The organism is Pseudothermotoga hypogea DSM 11164 = NBRC 106472, assembly GCF_000816145.1.
Lineage (GTDB): Bacteria > Thermotogota > Thermotogae > Thermotogales > DSM-5069 > Pseudothermotoga_A > Pseudothermotoga_A hypogea.
This window is the reverse complement of sequence record NZ_CP007141.1, coordinates 1,876,366-1,895,621: the sequence shown is the minus strand read 5'-3', so window position 1 is coordinate 1,895,621 and position 19,256 is coordinate 1,876,366. Positions and strand designations below refer to the sequence as shown.

Below are 19,256 nucleotides of genomic sequence, written 5' to 3'. Positions count from 1 at the left end.
AGTGCTTTTGACTTCATCTCACAACCATGAGTATGAGAACGGGCAGACTGATCATCGACAAAGCGGTGGAAAGCACCACACCTTGGGCCGCGAGTTTGTAGTCCTTGTCGAACATCCTCGCGAAGATGGCCGTGTTCACACCCGAAGGCATTCCCGCCATCACGACGGGCAAGACTTTCACGATCGTTGGCAGGTCTGTGTACGACATGACCAGATACACCAAAGCTGGTGCGACGACCAGTTTCAATATGGAGGCGAGGTACAGATCTATCTCTGCGACGAAGTCTTTCAAATGTGCCTCCGCCAAGAAAGCCCCCACCAAGAACATCGCGAGCGGTGTCGTCATCGACCCGACGCTGTCGAGAACGGACTTGACCAGCGTGGGCAATCTCAACGGTGTCAGAAAAATGAATAGACCGAAGAGTGTCGACAACAAACCTGGGTTGATCAATATCCTTCTGAAATTGAGCCTGCCACGCGCCATGATGCTCACGCCGATCGTCCAAGTGAGAATGTTGAACCAGATGTTGAAGACCGCCGAGTAAAAGACGCCTATCTCTCCATAGAGAACGTTCATTATGGGATAACCCAGATAACCAACGTTTCCGAAGATGACCATGTACATGTAAACCCCGCGCTGCGTTTCTTCGTACTTTCTGAAGCGAACGAGCAAGATCGCGAGCAAGATCGTGAAGCCGTACATTATTGCTCCGGTGAGGAAGACTTGCAACGAGGTCGTTGCAACGTCTTTTGAGAACTCCCTGTCCATGGAATTTATTATCATCGCCGGCAGTGTCACATAAACGATGAGATCCGAACTGCTCTTGGTGAATCCATCGTTCAGGAGATTTATCTTCTTCAAAACGAACCCGAAAGCCGTCAAAAGGAAGATCGCCAGAACTTGGTTCAGCACCACGTGCGTCATCCCAATCCTCCGAAAATGATGATAAACTATGGTCGAGCCTGTGAATCACTCTGTTCAAGTAAAGATACAACATCTTCATATCAGGAGGTCGCTATGAAGGTATCACTGCTACGTTGCGACTCGTACGAATACGCCATGGAGCAATTGCGAAGTTCTCTGAAAAGCTTCTCGCACCTGTTCACACCGGGAGATTCGGTCTTGGTCAAGCCCAACATGCTTTCAGCGAGAAGACCGGAAGAGGCCGTAACAACGCATCCAGCAATATTGAAAGCCGTTCTGATTTTTCTCAAAGATCTGAAGTGCCACGCGATGGTCGCAGACAGTCCCGCTTCGGGCAGTTTTCAAAGGGTAGCCGAGAAGACGGGCATAAAAGATGTGTGTGAGGAAATGAACGTACCGATTTTCGAACTGGATCAACCCATCACGGTCGCTGGACAAATCTATAAGAAGATAAACTTGGACAGAAGGATCTTCGAGGTTGACAAGATCATCAACGTGGCCAAGTTGAAAACGCATTCTCAAATGATCCTCACGCTCGCTGTGAAGAACACCTTCGGTTGTGTCCCAGGCTTGGAGAAATCTGGTTGGCACATGCGCTGTGGCACGAACGAGAATTTTGCTGCTTTCTTGGTTGATTTGCACAGGTTGGTGAACCCCACTCTGAACATCGTCGACGGAGTCGTGGGCATGGAGGGTAACGGACCAGCCAACGGCAAGACAAAGCGATTCGGAGTGATAGCGCTGAGCACCAACGGTTTCGTGCTCGATTTTGTGCTTTGTAAGAGATTGAACGTCGATCCACTGCTCATCTACACCGTGCGTGAGTCGCTGCTGAGAAATCTCATCGTCGAACATGATGTTGAAGGGGATTGGACGGGTCAAATACAGCTTCCAATCACGACACCCGTGCTGCCAGTACCGGAGGCTCTCAGAATGCTCGCGAGGAGGTTGGCACGTTCACCGAGGATATCTAAAACCAAGTGTGTTCGCTGTAAAATATGTGAAGAGAGATGTCCCGCAAAAGCGATAAACATAGACCAGATGAAGATCAACTACGAAAAGTGCATAAAGTGCTACGTTTGTCATGAAGTTTGTCCGCAGGGAGCTATAAGCCTGGTCAGACGAATTTTCTGAAAGGAGTGAAGATCTTTGAAGTCGGGTCATGTGAAAATCGATTGGGTTTACAGGTTCATGCCGTTGCTCAAATCCATAGAAGAAGAGTACGGTCCTCAGAAGCCTTTGAAGGAACTTCGCATAGGCATGTCGATCCATCTCGAAGCCAAGACTGCGAGGCTCGCGCTGCTGCTGAGAGATCTTGGAGCAGAGGTGATAGTGACTGGAAGCAATCCTTTGAGTACGCAAGACGATGTTGCAGAAGCGTTGAGAGAAAGAGGTTTAACGGTCTATGCGAAGCGCACCGAAGACGAAAGAGTGTACATGGACAACATAAAAAAGGTTTTGACAACTCAGCCTCACTTGATCCTCGATGACGGAGCAGACCTGACCGTGACCGCGCATACAGAGTACCAAGAAGCTTTGAAGAATCTGAGAGGCGTTACCGAGGAGACCACGACGGGGCTCAGAAGGTTTCGTGCGCTTCACAAGAAAGGTTTACTCAAAGTACCGGTGATCGCGGTGAACGATGCCTTCACAAAACATCTGTTCGACAATCGTTACGGCACAGGTCAATCGACATGGGACAGCATCATGAGGAACACGAATCTGAACGTTGCGGGTAAGATCGCCGTGGTGTGTGGTTATGGTTGGTGTGGTAAGGGCATCGCGATGCGTGCGAGGGGGCTCGGTGCGAGAGTCATCGTCACCGAGGTCGATCCCGTGAAGGCGCTGGAAGCGGTCATGGATGGTTTTGAGGTTATGAAGATTTCGCAAGCTGCAAAATTGGGCGATTTCTTCATCACAGCGACGGGGAACACGAAAGTGATAAGCGAGAAAGAATTCCTTGAAATGAAGGATGGGGCGATACTGGCGAACGCGGGACACTTCGATGTCGAGGTGGACGTGAGAGCCTTGGAAAGAATCTGTGTGGAGAAGTACGAAGCCAGACCGAACGTGACAGCGTACAGGCTTGCGAATGGCAAAGTGCTGTATTTATTGGCTCAGGGAAGATTGGTGAATCTGGCGGCTGCAGATGGACATCCCGTGGAGATAATGGATCTTTCCTTCGCCGTCCAAGCTCTGTCTCTGATCCACCTTGCAAAAACCAACCTCGAACCTGGTGTGTATCCTGTGCCTTCCCACATCGACGAAAAGATAGCACGAATGAAACTCGCAAGTATGAAAATAGAGATAGATGAGTTGAGTGAAGAGCAGAGAAGCTATCTTGAAAACTACTGAGGTGAGAACGTGATATTCGAAATGCTCAACAGTGTTCGCTCGCGAGGAAGAATGGATTATTGCTTGCCTCGAGTCTGGCTTGAAGGTTGGTACGATGGACCTTCGAAAGAAGATGGTGAGAGGATCTTCGTTGATCCTGCCATCGTCTATTCAAAGCTTCGAGAATGGTTGCAGTGCAACAGAAACTTCGATGCGAAGGTCGGAGCGTCTCTGGCCCTTCAGAAGGGTGAGCCAGACAGAAGTTGGATCAAGAAGGCTGTGCTTTACAGCAGCTTGGTGCGCACCAACAGTGCCTACAACCACAAGGGTTTTGGTAGATTCGAGCAGGACGATGTGCTGGGTTATCGCGAGGGTGGCACGTTCTTGAAGATGACTCTTTTGCTTCCACACTTTAAGAAGCTCGGAGTCAACGTGCTTTACTTGCTGCCGATCACCCAATCGAGCAACATGTTCAAAAAAGGAGAGATCGGTTCACCGTACGCGGTGAAGGATTTTTTGAAGATAGATGAAAGCTACCACGATCCACTGCTCGATGGCTGGAACGTTGCGGACGAGTTCGCCGCGTTCGTTCAAGCGTGCCACATGTTGGAAATCAGAGTGGTGCTCGATTTCATTCCACGCACCGCAGCACGGGACTGTAATCTCATACTGAAGCACCCAGACTGGTTCTACTGGGTGAAACTCGAAAAGCTTTCAGGCTATGCACCACCGAGGGTTGAACATTTGGGGTTCTGTCAACCGAGTTTCGAGCAGATGTGTGAGTTGTACGATCTAACGGCTGTTCGTGAACATTTGAAGAAGTTCTCGCCAGATCCTTCCAGGCTCGATCCAGAAAAGTGGGACAATTTCGTGAAAAACTGCGATGAAGAGAACTTCATGTACGAGATCGCGAAGACCTTTGGGATCATCACCGCACCGGGTTTTTCTGACTGGCTCAACGATCCACAACCAACCTGGGACGATGTGACGTTTTTGAGATTGTATCTAGACCATCCGATCACAGCTAAGGGAAAAGTGGGGGAAGATCAGCCACCTTACGTGTTGTTCGACGTGATCAAGGCGAGTCGTTTTCCCGGTGAAAAAAAGAATTCTCAGCTCTGGGAATACATCGCGTCCGTGTTGCCAGAATTCCAACGAAAGTATGGCATAGACGGCGTGAGGTTGGATATGGGACACGCACTTCCCAACGAGTTGCAGGGAATGATCATGAACAATGCCAGATCGATCGATCCAGCTTTCGTGTTCATCGCAGAAGAGCTCGAACCACACAGGGTGATCGAGGCGGCACGAGCTGGGTACGACGTCGTCGTTGGAAACAGCTGGTGGATGCTTCCAAGATTTCCCGAAAAGACCTACGAATTCTTTCAGAACCTCTCATGCAACATGCAGCTTCCATTCTTGGCGGCCTCAGAGACTCCCGATACACCCAGAACGATTGCGAGGAACGAAGGCCAAAGACTCAAAAAACTTCTTCCGTTCCTGTGCGCCTTTGCGAAGAACGGCGTTCTCACGCTGAACTGTGGCCAAGAGATAGAGGAAACACAGCCGATGAACCTCGGTCTCGACAGCGATGCGTGTGGTAGGTTCACCCTGACTTGCGACGATGAGTTTCAGGGTAAGCTCGCCTTCTTCGACCATTACGTTCTCCACTGGAGAAGGACGGAGCTCATCGACTTCCTTGCGAAGCTCACGGCTGTGAGAAACCAGTTTTTGAATGTGTTGCTGAAGGGAGAATACAGGCCGGTCTATCTGAGCTGGCAGGATGGTACGATATGCAACGCTTCCTATTGGACGTCGGACACGGCCGTCATCGCACTCGCAAATCTGAAAATGAGTGAGTGTACCGTGAGCGTTCTTCTGGATCGAACCGTGAACGATGCCATCGAGGTGATGGAACTGCAAAGCTGGGACGAATCTGGTTGGAGGGTAGAAAAGGTTTCGAACGTCATCGATTGCACCCTTTCGCCACTCGGTTTCAAACTCTACGCTCTCAAGTTCAGGTGGGTGAGGAATCGTTGAAGAAGGCGTATCTTTCGAATCTGAAGCTCTACGATTCTCCCGATGCTCGTTTCCCGCTCGATTTTCATCAGGTGTTGGGGAAAAAGAAAGCGATATTCGTGGAGTTTCTGAGTCTGGATGCACGAGAACTTCTCGCTTGGAATCTCTTCGGTGACCTTGCGATGCCACAGCAGATCGAGCAGATCCTATCGCTCGTTCCAGCCGACAAGACGCTCCGATTGAGAGAAGAGAACGTCTCGCTGGAGCATCTCACACTCCCTTCCAACGTATCCGTCTTGGAAGTACACGATTCTGAGTTCGATAAGTTCTCTTCAAATCCTGTGGAAGTGGAGAAACCTCTTTTCTGCGTGAAGGAGGACGAGCTGAGTGTTTTCATTGAGAGCTCGGTGAGAGGTTGTAAACCTGTCCTGAGGGAAAGTTTCTCAACATTTGAAGATGGGCAGGTTTTATACACGATCGAACCGCTTTCGGAGGACAAGATCGAAGAATTTGCGAAGATACACTTCCACGTCTTGAACTCCTATCGTGTCCCCAAGAACGATCTTGAGAGAAGGCTCTTGGGAAGGATTCCAGAAAAGTTCAGAGCTTTGTTCGTGGAGATATTGGACCTACAGGGGTGAGATGAAGCGGTGCAGATACGAAAACTGAAAATCGAAGGCTTTGGTAAACTCAAGCGTCTTGAAATTTCATTCAATGAGGGTTTGAACGTCATTTACGGTCCCAACGAGTCTGGGAAAACGACGCTGTACAACTTCGTTCGCTCGTGCCTCTGCAACCTGGACGAATCGGAACTGAAAAAGTATGAACCATGGGACGGTGAAGAGTTTGGCGGTGAGATCTCCATCTACAGGGATAAAGAAGAGGTCGTGCTTTCGAGCTTTTCCGCAGAAAAACCCTTCGAGAGAAGCTTCGCCGACAGTTTGATGTTCTTGAGCGATGAGGAGGACGTGGAACTAAGGAAGGCCGAGGATTCCCTCGTTGCGAGGATGAGGAACAACCTCCAACGCGTCGAAGAGGCACAACTTTTGAGACTCGCCTTGGCCAAGGCTGCGAGCTACGGTGAAAAGCTCCTGTCGGAGAAGAGACAGCTGGAGCTCAAACTGAAGCAGATAGAGAACGAACTTCAGGAATTTCAGAGAGCGAGACAGGAAAGCTTCGTGAGGTCTGCAGAAGCTTCGAAGTTGGCGCAAAAGATTTCGACGTTGCGTGGAGAGCAAGCCAAGCTTAAGGCTCAAATTGAACGATTGAACCAGAAGATAGAGGAATCTTTGAAGCAGTTGGGACGTGAGCTGGAGCGAGAGTTGAAAGAACTCGAGGATCGCTTAGAACAGGAGAAAAAATATACGATCATCGATGAACCGCAGCGTGAACGTATTTGCCACGCGAAGGAACAACTGGACGAAGCGATTATGCTCTTTGAGGAACGTTCAATGAAGCTGGAAGAAGTGTCGAAATTGCTCCAAGAGACCATCAAGGAACGTGAGGAATTGTTGAACTCTTTGGGACACAGGGACATAGAAACGTTCAAGCTCAAGCTGAAGAACCTTCGCCTCACTTACAAGCTTTTGGAGGCCAAGTTTCAGCAGATTCGTGAGTTCGAATCGAGTTATCGAGAGAGCTGGAAATACTTTGAAAAGTTCGGCGAAAACTTCTTGGATGAACTGACAAACGAGAAGATGCGCGTTCAAGATCAAGAAGAGGCACAGCTGAGGAGCAAGTTGAAGGTCTTGGAAGAAAACGTGTCGAAAGACAAAAGAAAGATTGGAAAGTTGCGTTTGACAGCGATAATCCTGCTCTTGGTGGCCGCGGTCTCGGTGGTCCTTGGTTTCAGCATAGCTCGCTGGTGGTTTGCCTTTTCGGCAGTGCTCGGTCTCGGTGCGCTCATCTCTATGTTGAGCGCTCGAAGTTTGGACAAGCGTGTGTCCCACTTCGAAGAAGAGATGTTGAAATGCCAGTTGGAGTTGCGAATGATTGAGAAGAAAAGGGCGACGACCGTGCAAAAGTTTCTTGAATCGTTTGGGGTAAAGGATGCCACACAGTTGAGGCAGATCTACGAAGAATACAGAGATTGGTCGAAAGAGAAAGAAAGATTCGAGCGCATGAAGTCAGAACTGCAAAGAGAGGTTGAAGATCTACTGAGAGAACTCAGACAGCACGGGGCGCACGAGTTTTCCGACGTTCCCACCGTGATACTGCGACTCGAAGAAAAGGTTTCGCTCTTCGACGAAAAAACCCTCAAGATCGCACAGCTGAGAGAAACGATCGAGCATCTTAGGAGCGAATTGAACGCTCTGGATCGGGAAAGACAACTGAGGGAGATCGAATTCGAGCGGCTGCTGCACAGTTTTGGCTTGGAGAGTTACGACGAAGCGCAGGAGGCACATGAGCGGTACCATCGTGTCGAAAATTTGACGGCTGAGAAGGAGAAGCTCGAACGTGTGAAGAACTGTTTGGAGAAGCTTGACTTGGAGTGTCTGTCGAAGCAATACGCAGCCTTGTCGAACTTGTTGGGCGAGAAAACCAAACTCGAAAGCCTTCTGAAGAAAGTTGATGGAGACCTTTTTGATCTGCAATCCCAACTCGCCGAACTGGAAAAACACATTGACGACGAGTCGATACTTCAAAGAACGGTGGAACTGTTGAGGGAACGATCCTTAATTGAGCTTCTAATCTCCACGCTGAACATGAAGCTGGAAAGATTGCCTTCTTTCTCACAGTTTTTGAGCTCTGAGCTTGAGAACCTCACAGGTTCCTACGTGAAGAGTTTCGCGAACCTCTTTGTGGGTACTTTCAGGAGGTTTTCAAAACTGGCCAACAATGTCATCGTGGACAGAGATCTTTCCGTGAAGATCGCGGTGGGCACCGATCTGCAAAGAACAGAAAGTGTACTGAGCAGGGCCACGCTCGATCAGATGGTTCTTTGTTACAAGCTCGCCCTACACGATGTCCTCGAACTCTCCGAACCGCTCCCTCTAATCGTTGACAACTTCATGATAAGGTTCGACGAGGAGCGTCTGAGGACCGTCGCTGAGCTCTTGCAGGAGCTTTCCCAAAGGCGCCAAGTGGTACTTCTGACGAGCGACAGACAGCTGGTGGATTTCTTGAAGGTACAACCTGTGGCCTATCTGTCGTGATCTAAAGGATCATGAGCCTGTCTTTCCCCGACATCTTGGCAATTTGGAGCGCCTGAGTCGCAATCTTGATGAGTTCTTGCGTGGTTCGCCCGTGCTCGGGGAACATTGCGATACCGGCGCTCAAAGATACTCTCACGTTGAACTCGATCCTGCGCACTTCCTCGAGCAACCTGTCGGTGATCTCTATGGCCTTGGACTTGGTGACGTTCCTCAAGAGCAACGCGAACTCTTCTCCCCCAAACCTCGCCGCAACGTCGGTCTTTCTCGTTCTGTTGCGAAGGATGTCGGAGATCTTTTCCAGCAGTTGATCGCCAGCTTCGTGCCCGAAACGCGCGTTTATGCTTGAGAGATCGTCCACGTCGAGTATCACGACCGCGAAGCGATTCCCCCTTTCAATTTCAGCTTCCAGCACACCAAGAAAGGCTGAGTGTGTCAACAAGAGCGTGTGCGGATCGTAAGAAACTCTCGTGACGATATCGTGGTACAGCTGTGATCGTTCCAAAAGCTTATACACTTGATCGGCCACTAACTCGATGATCTGTATGTCTTCCAGCCTGGGTCTTTTCCCGCTCTGTGGCGCATCCACCGAGATGTAACCCACCATTTCGTTCATCGGGCTGCGTATGGGAACGATCAGCATATCGTTCGGTCGCCACGCCTCGGGCTCGTCCTCCATTGGTCCATTCAACAGAATCGCGACGTATTCTGCGGGCAATTCGATCGCACCTTCGGGTATAAAAAACGAGTTGCTTATTCTGAAACGTTCTTGGGTGAACCGTAGCACGTATTCGATCGGTGGAGGATTCTGTCTCAGTCTTGTGAACTCCTCCTCGCTCATACCATGATACGCCACGCGCTGGATCACGCCAAGGTCCCTGTTCAAAACGTTGATCAGCACGTGCTTGAAACCCGTCAAGTCGCTGATCGCTTCGGCGAGCTTGTTCAAACTCTCATAGATGGAAGAACTCTGTGATGTGCTGTCTACCATTTCCACCAGTTTTGCGAGTTTCTTCCTGAAATCTCTGTAATTGGATTCGAAGTTTGAGAGTTCTTTAGTCTTCATCTTGTAGTGGAGCAACCACCTGTAGACGACGAAGTTCAGTGCGAAGGCGATCAAGATCCACCAACTTTGTGCATATTGACCGATGATGTGGAGGCATGCCAAACACGAGACAAAGACTGCGTCTTCCACGAAGAACCACTTGCACTTGTTGAATTGAATCGAGAACATCAGTGAGAAAGGAAGAAAGCTTAACAAAAGCGATTTCCACACGGGATCCGTTGCCCGAACGAAGAACACGACAGTCAACGCGTAAACGCAGTAATATTTGAGAAACTCGCTCAACCTCTTTCTGAAGGCGGTTTTATCCATTCGCATCGATGCACCGAGTGCAACGATCAGGGGAACCAAACTTTCAGATCCAAACAAGGCGTGTGGCAAAGCAACGAACAAGCCGAGTGAAGCGGTCCTGTCAGATCTCCTTATGCTGAAGACAGCGATGCTGTACAGAAGAAAAGCGAGGTCCAGAGTCGTTAAACTGAAGGGCCTCAAAAAGTAAGTGAGCAACGTCGCTGGAACAATTAGAAGGAGCGTTTTTTTCAACTCTTCCACTCCTTCATGTCCAGGGTCGAGAACTCGAACGGAAACTCCACCCACTTCTTCTCCAGAGAGGATCTGTATATTGCCAGAACGATCTCGACTGCTTTTGAGGCCGATTGTGCATCTATGTACGGTTTTCTGTCTTCCAAAATTGCACGACAAAAATCTTCGTAAAGTGGAACGTGACCGTGCCCGTACACAGTTTCTGGATCTGGCAAGTTCATAAAAGGATGAGCTTCTTCATTTGGAAAACGCCACACCAAAATCTTGTTCACGGCAAGCCCTCCGACTTTTACCGTTCCCCTCTCACCGAAAATCGTGAGCACCTCTTCCAGGTTTCTGTCGAAAACGTTCGAAGTTGTCTCTATGATACCAACGCAACCCGATTCGAATTCCACTATCCCGATCCCAAGATCCTCCACCGGAATGTAAGGATGATTCATATTCTTGATCAATCCCAGTACGCGTTTCGGTTTTTCACCGAGCATCCACTGCAACAGATCTATTCCGTGGATCGACTGGTTCATGAGCACACCACCGTCGTGTTCCCACGTTCCACGCCAAGCGTCCTGCTTGTAGTAGCTCTCGTTCCTGTTCCAGCGCACCGAAACGGTGCCATGGAACAACCTTCCAAAAGAGCCGTCTTCTATCTTCTTACGAAGCTCTTGAATCGGGGGGTTGAACCTGTTCTGGTGGCACACTCCAACTTTCAACTTTTTGCGCTTCGAGGTTTCGACGATCTCCTTCAAATGCCTTGTATCGAGCGCGAGAGGTTTTTCGACCAAGACATGTTTGCCGAACTCCAGTGCTTGCATCGTCATCTCATAATGAAGACCGCTCGGTGTGGCTATGGAGACGAAGTCTACGTCAGTCCGACGCAAAACATCGACGTACGAGGTAAAAACCTCTGGCCGCCTGCCAAGCTTCTTTTCGATGACGTCCGCAGTCTTTTGTGCCCTCTCTTCGATAATGTCACACACCGCCACTGGCTCGAGCATACGAGAATTTTTCTCGATCGCCTCGACATGTTTGGAAGAAATTCTACCACAACCTACCAGAGCCATTCTCAGCTTCACTGTGAAACACCTCTCACGATGCGCCAGATTCGCTCAGAAGTTTTCCCATCACCAAAGGGATTTTCCGCAGTATCGAGTTTCGTCTCGCTCGCTGAAACCATAGCCTCGTGTATCGAGTTCTCCTCGGTCCCCGCAAGTATTCCAAATCCCGACTCTATGAGTTCAGGTCTTTCCGTCGTGCGCCTGGCGACCACAACGAACTTACCGAACGACGGTGCTTCTTCCTGGACCCCACCGGAATCGGTGACCACAAACCAGCAGCCTTCCAATAGCGCGAGGAAGGAAACGTAATCAACAGGTTCGATCAATTTGAAGTGTGGATTAGACCCCACGGTGTCGAAAACGATTCGTCTGACATTGGGATTCTTGTGCACAGGCAACACAACGTGGATGTTTCTCTCTTCGGCAAATTTCGCGACAGCCGAGAGTATCGACACCATCCTCTCGCCTATGTTCTCCCGCCTGTGCAAAGTCAACAGAATATATCTTTCGAAAGGAACGATCCGGGATCTCATCTGTGGTAGATCGAAGCTGTTTGTTATCATCTTCAAAGCGTCAACCACGGTGTTACCAACCGTGTAGATGCGATCCTCTGCTATACCTTCTTTGATCAGGTTATCTCTCGCTTTCTCCGTCGGCGCGAACAGATAAGTGCTGACAACATCGATGACTCTCCTGTTCATCTCCTCAGGAAACGGATCGTAGAGATCATGGCTTCTCAAGCCTGCCTCGATGTGCGCCACCTGAACTTTCGAATGAAATGCACAGATCGCACAACTCATCGCGGTCGTCGTATCTCCCTGAACAAACAGAATATCTGGTCTTTCTCGTTGCAGAATTGGTGGCAGTCTTTGCATGATGCTTGCAACAACGCTGTCGAGCGTTTGATCGTGCGTCATCACGTTAAGATCGTACTTTGCTTCTATGCCAAACACGTTCATCATCGTGTCCATCATCTCTCTGTGCTGTGCCGTTGCCACGATGAACGCTTCTTCGTTCTTTTCGATGAAAAACTTGTACACGGGTGCGACCTTTATCACCTCTGGCCTGGTACCGAACACAAAGCAGTACTTCATTTTCGAACCTCCAATGACGTTTTGTTTCCTTTGCTGTCTATCGCCACGCGCATCACGAGTCGTTCCACTTCGACCTCGTACACGGCATCCTGATCGAGGTCTGAGTATGCGAGAATTCTCTCAGAGATTGGACGAATCTCGGACTCCGGGACGAAGAGTACTCGAGAGAACCTCCTGAACGTGGTCTCGTTCAAATTCGTGTCGAATGCTATCACAGACACTGCACCATACAGAAATGCCTTTTCCAGGAACTGCTCACAGCTCTTTGAAGGAATCGGTTTCACAAAACTTTGCTCGATGCGGCCAAGACAGATGAGTTCATTCTTGATGAAATCCGGTATCAATCCCTCGGCACGCTCGTAGTTGATGATCCGTTGAAAGGCTGCTTCACCCAAGATGACGAACCTTCCCGTGAAAACGATCTGATCTGACGCTTTCAGTTTTCTGACCACATTCAGTGACACTGGATACTTGATGAACAACATCATTTACTGCTCCTTTCAACCTGTGAAGATGATCGTCAGTTTTTCAATGAACTTCACGAACGGATTCATGATCAACGGCATGATCCACAGAAAAAGCAATGCCAGCATGAAGAGAACACCGTAAACTTCGTACTTCAAGTACCATTCGGTGTAACTCTCAGGCAACAGTGCACCGAGTATTCTCGAACCGTCTAAGGGTGGTATGGGAAAGAGGGAAAACAGTGCATAGGTCAGACTGAACCTCGCAGCTTTGCTGAGCGTCTCGAAGACCAACTCGGAATTGTTCAAGAATCTTGCAAAAACACCATACAGGAGAAAACAAACCATTCCTATCGCCGGGCCAGTTAAGGACACCAGAAGGAAATGCTTTCTTCTCTTTCTCAAATTCCATGGTCTAACCGGAACAGGGCGGGACCAACCAAAGTTGAGAAAGATGAAGGCCAGAGTACCGATCGGATCGAGATGAACAAAAGGATTCAAGCTGGTGCGTCCAACCTTCGCAGGCGTTTGATCACCCAGCCTGACCGCCAGCCTCGCCTTGAAATACTCGCGTGGTACGATCGTCAAAACCACGGCCAAGAATCCTGTCACGATCTGTCTGAAAAGCGTCTCCAGATTCACCGAAGCACCTCGACTTAGATTCTATCACGTTGACTACTTGACACTCCCAATCCCCTGAAGGAGATGGGATTCTTAGCAGCTCATTAGGCTGCCTTCCACGGAGCGTTTGATACTCCATGGCCACAGAGGTGTGGTTTGAACCTTACACCTCTGACGGGTGCCAATCCCGCTACTACTTGGAACTTCTTCCCAAGATACCTCTGCCAGATGTTTATCGCTCCTACTCCGTCCCTGTGATACCTAAATCCACAACTTTTACACTCATAGTTGCGACCAACCGCATGATTCTTGCTACCACATACAGGACAGACCTGAATCCCCAGTAGCTGTGCTTTGTAGGTTATCATGTCCACCATCTTTCTGAAACACCACTGATGAACTTTTTGATTAAAGTTATCGTTCCCTTCTACACGCTCTCGAATGTTTGTGACATCGCCAATCATGATGGTTGCAATCTTTCTTTGTGCACATATGCCAAGAAAGTTGCTGGTTATCTTGTGCAGTATGTCCGTTATTTGATGCTTTGTTCGTTTCAGCATTCGCTGCTTTGCTTTCAACAGTTTTCTATACCTCTTGGAACCTTTCTTGCATTTGCTTAACGTTTGCTGAAAGTCTGCCAACTTCTTATTGCGATATCTGATTAGACTGTTGAGAATACCACCGTGATACGAGACCACTTCAGAGCCATCAAAGCAAGTTATTGGACGGAGTATGCCAAGGTCTACAGACATAACTTCAACAGACTGTTTCTCCTCATGCTCATTCTTCACCTCTATTGCAAGGTGAAGATAATATTTCTCAGCCTCATACACAAGTCTTACTTGCCTAATTGTTGTACCGGCTGGCAGTGTCGTTTGTATCAAAATTGGCTTTTGACTACTACCCATTGAAAGTTTCAGAACCCCTTCTGGTGAAAGTTTTATAGCAGTATCTTTCCAGATGAACGGCATAAACCTTTTCTTCTTATGTGGTGGTCTCAACTGTGGGTTTGTCTTGCCTGCAGTAAAGTAACTGTTAAGCGCCTGAAAGTATTGCTGAACTATAGCCTGTTTGGAATGGGTATGGATATTGATAGTGCTACTCCAACGCAGGATATATTTTTGTGCTGCTCCTGGTGAAAGCCAGAAACCTTTCTTGCTTTTTACTTTCTTGACCAGCGACATGGTTTTGTTGTAGATTCGACCAGCGAGCCTGTTCAGCTCAGAACACAGAGGATACAATTCTCTCGGAACAGGCACTTTGTAAGTTCTGACTATATATCTTGACATTGTTTCGCCCTATACAATTTATAACACATGCTAATAACGAACAAGCTCCTTACCCATCCCCTGAAGGAGAAGGGCTTGCGGAACACTATTTTCTGTCATTGTAGTTTCAGAAAGATCCTTTTATCTCTGAAATCGATCGCACCGGGCTCTGGATACTGTTCTTTCACTGTACCCACGCCTTCGTACCTGATGTCTTCTTTTCTGATTCCTATTTGCTCCAGTATCAGCAAGGCGTCACGTAACGTCAGACCTCTCAGATCTGGCATAACAGTCGCCACAACTTTCAAAGGATGTTCCTTTCTGATCTGAAGTATTCTCTTCACTATCGCCGCGAACACCGGGGCGGCGACTTCCCCTGCCAGATATGCACCTGCCGAGGGTTCGTCTATGTAGACCAGAATCGTGTAGAGAGGATCTTCGGCCGGAAAGTAACCCACGAAAATGGAGAAGTACCTGTCTTTGTCCTTTCCACCCACGAGCTTCTGTGCGGTTCCCGTTTTACCTGCCACGCTCACCTCGAACACGTCAGCACGCTTACCGGTCCCTTCGAGAACAACGCGATGCAAAGCTTTGCGGATGAAATCACTCGTTCTCTCGCTGATGACACGTTTTTCCTCCACTGATCCACCCTCGACGATCGTTGGTTTGACGTATTTTCCAGAGTTTGCCAGCACGTTGAACGCCGCTAAGAACTGCACAGGTGGTGTTCCTATACCCTGACCAATGCTCACCATCGCGAAATCTATCTTTGACCACTGGCTTGGTTTTCTGAGCACCCCGGGTATTTCCCCAGCTATCTCGATGTTGGTTTTCTCACCAAATCCGAACCTTTTGAGCCACTCGTAGTACACTTCGTCGCCCAGTTGCTCTTTAATGCGTTTGGCGATCATTATCGTCGCACTGTTGCAAGAATGAATCAACGCCTCACTCACGCTCACGACGCCATGCACGTCGATGTCTCGCACGACTACGTCAACTTCCGGGACGGGCTTTATCTGCCCGGTGCAGTTGAAAGTCTCTTCACCGCTAATCACACCGCTCTCTAACGCAATCGCGTAAACGATGGGTTTTAAAGACGAGCCAGGTTCAAAATAACCAAGTACCGCGTCGTTCCAGCTTCTCGTCGTTACCATGGCCCTGATTCTTCCAGTTTTTGTTTCCATGACTATGGCCCCAACACTGACCGCTTGGTTCTGTTCCCTCGCCTTGAGAATCTCTTCGTAACATGTACGCTGAAACTCCATATCTATCGTCAATCGAATGTCCTTTCCGTCTATTGGTTCTCTGAGCGATTCCAGTTTGGGTGAGAGTGTTACGAATCCAGAAAAGCGCAAGAAAGCCCTACCATCTTTCTTGCCCCGTAGCTGTGAATCCAGTGCTTCCTCCACGCCACCTACTCCACGATTGCCGATGACCGTGCCCAAGATCTTATCGATGCCGAAATCGGTGAATCTCTTTCTTCGCGGTTCAAGTTCGATCGATACGTAGGGAAGCAACTCTGTGGGTATCAACCTTAGGATCTCATCTCGGGATGTCGCTTCGCCGAGTCTGAGAAATCTCTGCCGGCTCGCAAAAACGTCCTGGGCCGTTTTGCCAACGTTGAAATTTTTCAACAAAAGTTCCAGATGCGGTTTGAGTCGATCCAGATTTGCACTCTTCAGATAATCGATGTCCAGATATGCTACGCTGACGAACCCGTCGTACGCGCAGAGCCTACCCTGAGCGTCAAGAATCTTACCCCTCGAGGCGGGAATTCGGATCGTCCAGACTGGTCCAACACGAAAATGTGAACTTCTCAGCGAGAGCAACACAAAAGAACCCACCGAGAAGAAGAGGAAGGTGAAGATCAAGAATTTCAATCGGTTTGATACTAACTTATTGCCCATCAGATCTCGGACTGATCACCTCTCGTGAGGACATCAGCAGTATCAGTTCAGCCTGTAACTGGTTCAACTGCTGCTCACGTTCAAGGATGCGCATCTGTAGAACTCTGTTTTCCCTGGACAAGTTTGCCACGGTGTGCGTCAATCTCACCATCGGAAGTGTGGCCACAAGTATAATCGCAAGGAAGGCACCTATCAAGACGAGCCTCACGAGGTACAGAGACAAAGTGCGTTCAACCGCGCGACTCCTCCGCTTCGCTATTGATCTTGCAGGGGTCAAACCTCCCCCCTCCTCTCACACCCGCTCCGCTACTCTCAACTTGGCACTCCTGGCTCTTGGGTTCAACGCTATCTCGGATTCACTTGGTGTTATCGGCCTCTTCGTCAGTTGTTTTAACTTCGGCTCGTTCCTGAAGAACTCTTTGACGATCCTGTCTTCCAAAGAGTGGAACGACACGATCGCAATCCTACCGCCCGGTCTCAAAAGCTCTGGAGCCTGAGCGAGAAATTTCTTCAAATTCTCAAGCTCAAAGTTCACAGCTATTCTTATCGCTTGAAACACTCTGGTCGCGAAATGTCTTTTTCTACTGTGTTTGTTCGGAATGGCTCTGGCAAGAACTTCAACCAATTGCTTCGTTGTCTGTATGGGTCTGTTGCGAACTATGAACCTTGCGATACGTCGTGCGTATCTCTTTTCTTCGCCGTACTCGAATATGATCCTGCTCAGGTCCTCTTCATCCCACGAGTTCACTATCTCGTACGCCGTCAGACTCTGTCGTTTGTCCATTCTCATGTCGAGCGGTCCATCTCTGTTGAACGAGAAACCTCGCTCCGCTTTTTCCAGTTGCATTGACGAAACTCCGAGATCCATCAAAATGGCATCAACATGATCAAAACCAAGATTCTTCAGAACCTCTACCGCATCCACATACGAGCTCTTGAACAGTTTGACACGCCCCGCGAGTACGAATCGCTCGAGCCTCTTCTTTGCCAGATCCAAAGCTTCTTCATCCACGTCCAATCCCACAACGACACTGTTGGGAATCTTGCTCAATATCGCCTCGGCATGTCCACCCAAACCCACGGTACAATCAAGGAACACACCTTCGATGTTTTTGAAAAACTCAAGGACCTCTTTCACCAAAACAGGAACATGAACGATATCCATCCAATCCGCTCCGCTGACTTTCTTTTGTATTATATAGCTAAACTCTTTAGAAAAGCAAGTCGACCCTTTCATCATTAACATGACGAAAAACCTCCTCAGTTGTGGAATTTATGTCCCTGCGAGAAAGGTAATCTCATGTTTACAATTTTTATCCCGAGTGGTCGGTGCATTCACAACGGCGAGTAATCTTTAAAAACCTTTCGTTTCGAACGAACGTGAGAAGAAAAGTCCTCACTTTGTTGAATCAAAAATTTCGGACAATGCCCGAATCACTGTACATTTTGTCTTTCGCGATTCTAAGTTGTACAATATTCTTGGTTCAAATCATTCGTGGGAGGTGAGGGCATGAAGAAATGGCTGGTGGCACTCTTACTGGCAGCACTGGCACTGCTTGTCTTCTCTAAGACCACGATCACACTGTGGCATGCGATGAGTGGTCAGAACCTCAAGGCTCTCGAAGATATCGTGAAAGCCTTCAACGAGACCCACCCGGACATCGAAGTCGTACCCGTGTTCACTGGAAGTTATGCCGAAACGCTCACCAAAGCCATAGCAGCTTACAGGAACAACACGCACCCACATATCGTTCAGGTCTACGAAGTGGGACTTCAGACCATGCTCGACAGTGGCGCGATTGTTCCGGTCCATGAACTTGCCGAACCGAATTTTGACTGGGGGGACATTGTTGTCCCGATACTCAATTACTACTCTGTGGATGGAAAACTCTACTCAATGCCGTTCAACTCATCAACAGCGATGCTTTACTACAACAAGGACATTTTCGAGAAAGCAGGCTTAGATCCCAACAAACCGCCCACGACTTTCGACGAGGTCTTCGAGTACGGTAAGAAAATAGTTCAGTCTGGTGCGGCACCTGGTGGTATCGCTTTTGGTTGGCCGGCGTGGGTGTTCGAACAGATGCACGCGTTGCACGCTCAGTTCTATGCGAACAACGAAAATGGAAGGAAGGCCAAGGCCACGGAGGTTTACTTCAACAGAGAATTCGGTGTCAAGGTGTTCAGCGAATGGATCAAATGGGCGCAGAACGGTGTCCTTATTTACGGTGGCAGGGAGTACAACGCCAACAACGCTTTCATTGCAGGTCAGGTAGCAATGTTGATTCAGTCCACATCTTCACTCGGATCGATCGAAGCAAAAGCGAATTTCAAAGTTGGCACAACTTTCCTCCCAAGAATTCCGGGCTATCCTCGTGGCAACTCCGTCATCGGTGGTGCTACGCTTTGGGTGATGAAGGGTAAACCCAAAGAAGATTACAAGGCCGTTTGGGAATTTCTCAAGTTCGTGGCAAGACCGGATGTCTCGCAGAAGTGGCACAAGTCGACAGGCTATTTCCCAACGAGCAACAGTGCGTTGAAAGGTTTACTTGACGAAGGTTGGTTCTCCGAACATCCAAACTATCTCACGGCATTCCTGCAGATACTGAGTGGTATCAACAGACCGGAATCGCAAGGAGTGAGACTGGGCAATTTCGTTGCGATAAGGGATGTCGTCGATTCCGCATTCGAAAAAGCATTGCAGTACAAAGGCCCAGACATCGAAAAGACTGCCAAAGCGATTCTGGACGAGGCAGCAAAACAGTGCAACCAGATACTGAAGGACTACGTTTCACTGTACGGTAAATGATG

General features: G+C 48.9%; 16 protein-coding genes. 6 read left to right on the top strand and 10 right to left on the bottom strand.

Features of this window, described 5'->3' with window-relative positions; all coding sequences use genetic code 11:
• Positions 1 to 13: 13 nt before the first annotated feature.
• The gene (locus AJ81_RS09280) at positions 14 to 925 is read right to left on the bottom strand and encodes an AEC family transporter (protein WP_031502418.1); all 912 of its coding nucleotides are present in this window, start codon (positions 923 to 925) and stop codon (positions 14 to 16) included.
• Positions 926 to 1,018: 93 nt separating this feature from the next.
• On the opposite strand from AJ81_RS09280, the gene AJ81_RS09275 reads away from it, so the two are divergent.
• From AJ81_RS09275 to AJ81_RS09255, 5 genes are read left to right on the top strand one after another with little or no spacing between them, the layout of a single operon-like run.
• A complete protein-coding gene (locus tag AJ81_RS09275) occupies positions 1,019 to 2,059 on the top strand; it encodes a DUF362 domain-containing protein (protein WP_031502416.1) in 1,041 nt (346 codons plus the stop codon).
• A 15-nt stretch (positions 2,060 to 2,074) separates the two neighbouring features.
• Positions 2,075 to 3,280 carry an adenosylhomocysteinase gene (locus tag AJ81_RS09270; protein WP_031502415.1) on the top strand — a complete coding sequence of 402 codons (1,206 nt, stop codon included), beginning with the start codon at positions 2,075 to 2,077 and terminating at the stop codon, positions 3,278 to 3,280.
• 9 nt (positions 3,281 to 3,289) lie between these two features.
• Positions 3,290 to 5,299 carry an alpha-amylase family glycosyl hydrolase gene (locus tag AJ81_RS09265; RefSeq protein ID WP_031502412.1) on the top strand — a complete coding sequence of 670 codons (2,010 nt, stop codon included), beginning with the start codon at positions 3,290 to 3,292 and terminating at the stop codon, positions 5,297 to 5,299.
• Entirely contained in the window at positions 5,296 to 5,919 is a 624-nt protein-coding gene (locus tag AJ81_RS09260; protein ID WP_031502411.1) for a hypothetical protein, read from the top strand. Before AJ81_RS09265 ends, AJ81_RS09260 begins: the two co-directional genes overlap by 4 nt.
• A gap of 9 nt (positions 5,920 to 5,928) precedes the next feature.
• Positions 5,929 to 8,433 (top strand): ATP-binding protein, encoded by a 2,505-nt coding sequence (locus tag AJ81_RS09255; RefSeq protein ID WP_031502410.1) that lies wholly within the window; start codon positions 5,929 to 5,931, stop codon positions 8,431 to 8,433.
• A 1-nt stretch (position 8,434) separates the two neighbouring features.
• On the opposite strand, the gene AJ81_RS09250 is transcribed toward AJ81_RS09255, so the two are convergent.
• The 9 genes from AJ81_RS09250 to rsmH all read right to left on the bottom strand — a co-directional run bounded on the left by AJ81_RS09250 (position 8,435) and on the right by rsmH (position 17,610).
• Complete coding sequence (locus AJ81_RS09250) at positions 8,435 to 10,036, bottom strand: sensor domain-containing diguanylate cyclase (protein ID WP_041425812.1); 1,602 nt, start codon at positions 10,034 to 10,036, stop codon at positions 8,435 to 8,437.
• Positions 10,033 to 11,109, bottom strand: a complete 1,077-nt coding sequence (locus AJ81_RS09245) for a Gfo/Idh/MocA family protein (RefSeq protein ID WP_031502407.1) — start codon at positions 11,107 to 11,109, stop codon at positions 10,033 to 10,035. Before AJ81_RS09245 ends, AJ81_RS09250 begins: the two co-directional genes overlap by 4 nt.
• Positions 11,106 to 12,185, bottom strand: coding sequence for a non-hydrolyzing UDP-N-acetylglucosamine 2-epimerase (gene wecB / locus AJ81_RS09240; RefSeq protein WP_031502405.1), 1,080 nt, complete (start codon positions 12,183 to 12,185; stop codon positions 11,106 to 11,108). The genes AJ81_RS09245 and wecB overlap by 4 nt, the downstream gene beginning before the upstream one ends.
• Entirely contained in the window at positions 12,182 to 12,670 is a 489-nt protein-coding gene (locus AJ81_RS09235; protein ID WP_031502403.1) for a hypothetical protein, read from the bottom strand. Before AJ81_RS09235 ends, wecB begins: the two co-directional genes overlap by 4 nt.
• 15 nt (positions 12,671 to 12,685) lie before the next feature.
• Positions 12,686 to 13,291: a site-2 protease family protein gene (locus AJ81_RS09230; RefSeq protein WP_031502401.1), complete on the bottom strand. Its 606-nt coding sequence runs from the start codon at positions 13,289 to 13,291 to the stop codon at positions 12,686 to 12,688.
• An 83-nt stretch (positions 13,292 to 13,374) separates the two neighbouring features.
• The gene (locus tag AJ81_RS09225) at positions 13,375 to 14,559 is read right to left on the bottom strand and encodes an RNA-guided endonuclease InsQ/TnpB family protein (RefSeq protein ID WP_039658587.1); all 1,185 of its coding nucleotides are present in this window, start codon (positions 14,557 to 14,559) and stop codon (positions 13,375 to 13,377) included.
• Positions 14,560 to 14,654: 95 nt separating this feature from the next.
• Positions 14,655 to 16,370, bottom strand: a complete 1,716-nt coding sequence (locus AJ81_RS09220; protein WP_231845468.1) for a penicillin-binding protein — start codon at positions 16,368 to 16,370, stop codon at positions 14,655 to 14,657.
• A gap of 64 nt (positions 16,371 to 16,434) precedes the next feature.
• A complete protein-coding gene (locus AJ81_RS09215) occupies positions 16,435 to 16,722 on the bottom strand; it encodes a hypothetical protein (protein ID WP_031502337.1) in 288 nt (95 codons plus the stop codon).
• Positions 16,723 to 16,737: 15 nt separating this feature from the next.
• Entirely contained in the window at positions 16,738 to 17,610 is an 873-nt protein-coding gene (rsmH, locus tag AJ81_RS09210; protein WP_031502338.1) for a 16S rRNA (cytosine(1402)-N(4))-methyltransferase RsmH, read from the bottom strand.
• Positions 17,611 to 17,955: 345 nt separating this feature from the next.
• Between rsmH and AJ81_RS09205 the strand changes: the two genes are divergently transcribed.
• Positions 17,956 to 19,254, top strand: coding sequence for an ABC transporter substrate-binding protein (locus AJ81_RS09205; RefSeq protein WP_031502341.1), 1,299 nt, complete (start codon positions 17,956 to 17,958; stop codon positions 19,252 to 19,254).
• Positions 19,255 to 19,256: the final 2 nt, after the last annotated feature.